Genomic DNA, 262 nt, shown 5'->3' with positions numbered 1-262 from the left:
CAGAGTTTAAGCTTCCAGATTCATCTGCGATCGAGTAAATCTAAAATCTAAAATCTAAAATCTAAAATCGACTGACTCCACCCAAACACAGGTACTTGCTTTCCTACGCTATCGAGGGTCGAGAAAAAAAATTAGATTACAGAGTTTAAGCTTCCAGATTCATCTGCGATCGAGTAAATCTAAAATCTAAAATCTAAAATCTAAAATCGACTGACTTGACCCAAACACAGTTACTTGCTTTCCGAGGCGATCGAGGGTCGAG

It is taken from the genome of Microcoleus sp. Z1_B2 (assembly GCF_036700325.1).
In the GTDB taxonomy this organism is placed as follows: domain Bacteria; phylum Cyanobacteriota; class Cyanobacteriia; order Cyanobacteriales; family Microcoleaceae; genus Microcoleus.
This window is presented reverse-complemented; position numbering follows the sequence as displayed.